The following is a 3,264-nucleotide window of genomic DNA, read 5'->3' as shown; positions in this document are numbered from 1 at the left end:
CGGCGGAGCCGTACCACCAGCAGTACCTCGACAAGAACCCCGCGGGCTACTGCGGCATCGGCGGCACGGGCGTCAAGCTGGATGCCCCGTCCGAGACCAACTGGGGCCGCTCCTGCCCGACGGGCATCGCAAAGGCCGATGACTGAACCTCTCTCGCCCGAAGCGACAGCAACCCTGAACGCGCTGCTCGCCGGAACCGACCCGGTGAGCAGCGCGCTGCGCGCGCAGATCCCGTACGCACGGGTTACGAACCGGTGTGGGTGCGGCTGTGTGACGGTGGACCTGGAAGTGGACTGCTCGGTTGTGCCTCCGGCCATGGGCGCAAGTCACCCGGCCGCGGACGCCTGGTGCGAGGAGCCGGAGGACGCCGGCGTGATGGTGTTTGCGCGGGACGGCTACCTGTCGCTGCTGGAGATCTATTCGTCCGCCAGCGACCCGATCACCACTTGGCCGGAACCGCGTTTCGTGGGGCGCTGAGCCCGCGACCACTCCTCCAGTTCGCAGAGTGATCCACGGGCAGGCTACGCATCTACGGTGCCGTCGGCACCGGTGGCCAATGGACTGACGAACACCGCCAGGTAGCGGAACTCACCACCTGCTCCGTCCTGCTGGGAGTACGCCTCCCACTGGAGGGGGTACGTCCCCCGCAGACTGCATGTGTTCGGCTCGTACGCCCCCTCGGCCCAGAGCAGCTTCCCGGCGAGCTCCCGGCCGTCGTGAATCCTGAAGTCGTGATCGCGGGTACGCCGGCGGCCGGGGTCCGGCGGAGCCCACAGGGACGCATCGTTGGTGAGCCTGAGAGCAAGACCGTTCTGGTCGGACCGATGGCAGAAGCGCTCCAGCCTCTCTATGTCCCGAACAAAGTGCAGGCGAGCGAGGTCGGCGGCGCCGTGCGCCTTCAGGACGTAGTCCTCGGCTGGGATGCCAACCGTCCCTGTCCACCCTCGGGTGAAGTACTTGAACTCGATCGCAGTGCGGCTCTCGGGGCCGAGGCACAGAAGGTCCAGGTACTCGGCCTTACCCGCCCCTCGCTGCGGCACCTCGAGCCTGGAGTCCACGTCCGGTGCCAGCTCCCAGAGCACCCGGGCAAAGCTGTGCTGAAGGTCGGCTTCCGAGTGGAAGACCGGCCTGGGCCCACGCAGCTCCGCCACGACGTCGCCGAGCGCAGCCCGGTTGGCAATGCTTGCAGAACCGTCCGTAAGTGCCTTGGTCACGGTTCCATTGAAGTCGTTCCCCGACTGAACTCTCAATCCCTGTCGCATACTTCGCCCTCTGGTGAGGTCACGTGAAGACCAGCGAAGGTACGCGCGCTGCCAGTCCGCGTCTCTGACGTGGAGCCGTATACCGCGACATCAGCCTTGGGGACGACATGAGCGACGCTGCGTTCTTGGCAGCCACCGAAGACCACGTACGCGTCGTACGGGAAGCTCGACGCATCGTGAGAGGGATCCTTGCGGGCGACGCGGATCTCAGTGGACATGAAGTCCTGCGTCGCTTGGACGAGCTGGTGGCCGAGGCCTGAGCAGAAGCCGATCGCGTCGCGTCCGAACTCGTGGATGCGTCCGTCTGCCGTCACTGCGGGCACTCGATCACGCGGGTAGGCGATTCTGCCTGGCGTCACGATGCGGCTCCACCCATGTCGCGGGGATGCCGAGCAGCCAGTTTCGATCGCGACGGCACGTGGGACGACTCCCTCGACCGAGGGTGGAAGGCAACGCCGCCCAAGGCACGCCGTTGATGCTTCCGATCAGTGAGGCACGACGGGTCACATGGCACGACGGACTCGGCGGTACGGGTGTCAAGCTGGATGCCCCGTCCGAAACCAACTGGGGCCGCTCCTGCCCGACGGGCATCACTCCCGTCCCCACGGATGACTGATCGCACCCCGCCGGCCGCGTTCGGAGATCGCCGCGCAGGCGAGTCCAGTTTGCGGGAGAGGACCGCCCGGGAAAACAGTCAGCCTTCTTGGGACCCTATCCGGTCAAGCACGCCCCTCGGGGCATAGGTGCCGAGCTGACTCGCCACGATCTGAGACATGGCGACTTCAGGGGCGGGGAGCAATCGGCTCGGTGGGTTGGGACAGTGGTGGGGCGTGGTGGCCGGCGCACTGTTAATCGCTGCGTGGATCAACAAGGCCGCTGGGCCGGCAGTAGTGGTCTCCCTGTCAGCCGCTGTCCTGGCCTGGTGCTTCTTCCAAGCCCCAGTGACGTGCGGTGCTGGTGTGAGAGGACGGCAAGACGGCTGCCGCAACAACGCGACCGGACTTCTGCTGGGCTGCCACATCCGACAACACCGGTGGCAAAAGCTCAAGATGCTGATCATCCGACGCAAAGTCCGCGCCTTCTGCTCGGGTCTGTTCTCGGACGGCAAAGCCACCCTCGTCACCCTCGCTGCGATCGGAAGCTTCCTGTCAGGTCTCGTTGCCCTGATTCCCGACACTGCACTCCAGTGACTGTTACGAGGCGGCAAATGCATGTCGTCACGACCAACGTGGCCGGTCAAGTCGTAACACCTGTGCTCGTGTCGGCCCGGGAGGGCGCGGAGCCCGGCGGCGCCGAGCGAGAGGTCGCCGTACCCGTTGCCGCGTAGGACCTGCACCTTGCATCGACAGAAGCGCCCCGGATCCACGCTGGAATCCGGGCGCTTCGGTATGCGGGGCCTCGCATCCGCGCCGCTGTGTTCCGGCCAAGGCGCAAATGACTGACAGGTCACCCATACGGTGCATCGGAAGATGCGGTGATCCGGCCGCTCATGTTGGGGTGGCTCCATGACGGCCTCACCAACGCCGACTCAGCCAGGTCTGCCGCTGGCAGGATCCACTTCGAATGACGCGCGGCAGGGAAGCCCATCGCATAGGCCGCCGCAGAGGTTCCCGAAGTGCCGCGACAACCGATCGGGTGTACGACGGTTGCAGAGTGCGACAAGGGGCATGGCCATGCAACGCAGGCTCATTGCAGCAACTTTTGTAGCAGCCCTAATAGCAGCCAGCGGCACAGCACTCGTGGGCTGTGGCACCGCAGATGACGATGGCGGGTCGACTCCGGCTCCCACTTCGGAGACGCAGACTGAAGAGCGACAGACCGAAGAGGGCGGCGAACAACCACAGGGCGGCCGAGAGGATCCGGAGGCCGACGAGCGCAAGGACCTCCTCAGCTTCAAGCTCGATGATCGCTCAGAGGCCGGCATCACGAGCATCTGGCTGACTTGGACGATCAAGAACAACAGCTCTGAGAAGTCGAACTACTCCTGGGATTGGGAAGCAGT

At 65.5% G+C, this 3,264-nt stretch carries 5 protein-coding genes and 1 pseudogene; 4 read left to right on the top strand and 2 right to left on the bottom strand.

Annotated elements, in window-relative coordinates; genetic code table 11:
- Both VIU94_RS15010 and VIU94_RS15005 read left to right on the top strand, forming a co-directional pair.
- Positions 1–146: pseudogene (locus VIU94_RS15010) on the top strand (peptide-methionine (S)-S-oxide reductase MsrA); the annotation flags it as partial.
- Entirely contained in the window at positions 139–477 is a 339-nt protein-coding gene (locus VIU94_RS15005; protein ID WP_331911637.1) for a hypothetical protein, read from the top strand. The pseudogene VIU94_RS15010 and the gene VIU94_RS15005, both read left to right, overlap by 8 nt.
- Before the next feature lie 44 nt (positions 478–521).
- Here the strand turns inward: VIU94_RS15005 and VIU94_RS15000 are convergent, their stop codons facing one another.
- Both VIU94_RS15000 and VIU94_RS14995 read right to left on the bottom strand, forming a co-directional pair.
- Entirely contained in the window at positions 522–1,214 is a 693-nt protein-coding gene (locus VIU94_RS15000; protein WP_331911635.1) for a hypothetical protein, read from the bottom strand.
- Positions 1,215–1,246: 32 nt separating this feature from the next.
- A complete protein-coding gene (locus tag VIU94_RS14995) occupies positions 1,247–1,576 on the bottom strand; it encodes a hypothetical protein (RefSeq protein ID WP_331911633.1) in 330 nt (109 codons plus the stop codon).
- A gap of 459 nt (positions 1,577–2,035) precedes the next feature.
- Here VIU94_RS14995 and VIU94_RS14990 point away from each other — a divergent pair, with 459 nt between their 5' ends.
- Positions 2,036–2,452 (top strand): hypothetical protein, encoded by a 417-nt coding sequence (locus VIU94_RS14990; RefSeq protein ID WP_331911631.1) that lies wholly within the window; start codon positions 2,036–2,038, stop codon positions 2,450–2,452.
- A 483-nt stretch (positions 2,453–2,935) separates the two neighbouring features.
- Positions 2,936–3,264 (top strand): hypothetical protein (locus tag VIU94_RS14985; protein ID WP_331911629.1); only part of this gene is annotated, 329 nt, incomplete at its 3' end.

It is taken from the genome of Streptomyces sp. (assembly GCF_036566765.1).
Taxonomy (GTDB): Bacteria; Actinomycetota; Actinomycetes; order Streptomycetales; family Streptomycetaceae; genus Streptomyces.
The sequence above is the reverse complement of the archived record's forward strand: the minus strand, read 5'-3'. Positions and strand labels throughout refer to the sequence as shown.

Coding starts and splice junctions, on each gene's coding strand:
- VIU94_RS15005 (WP_331911637.1), top strand. CDS start 139: ATGACTGAACCTCTCTCGCCCGAAGCGACAGCAACCCTGAACGCGCTG.
- VIU94_RS14990 (WP_331911631.1), top strand. CDS start 2,036: ATGGCGACTTCAGGGGCGGGGAGCAATCGGCTCGGTGGGTTGGGACAG.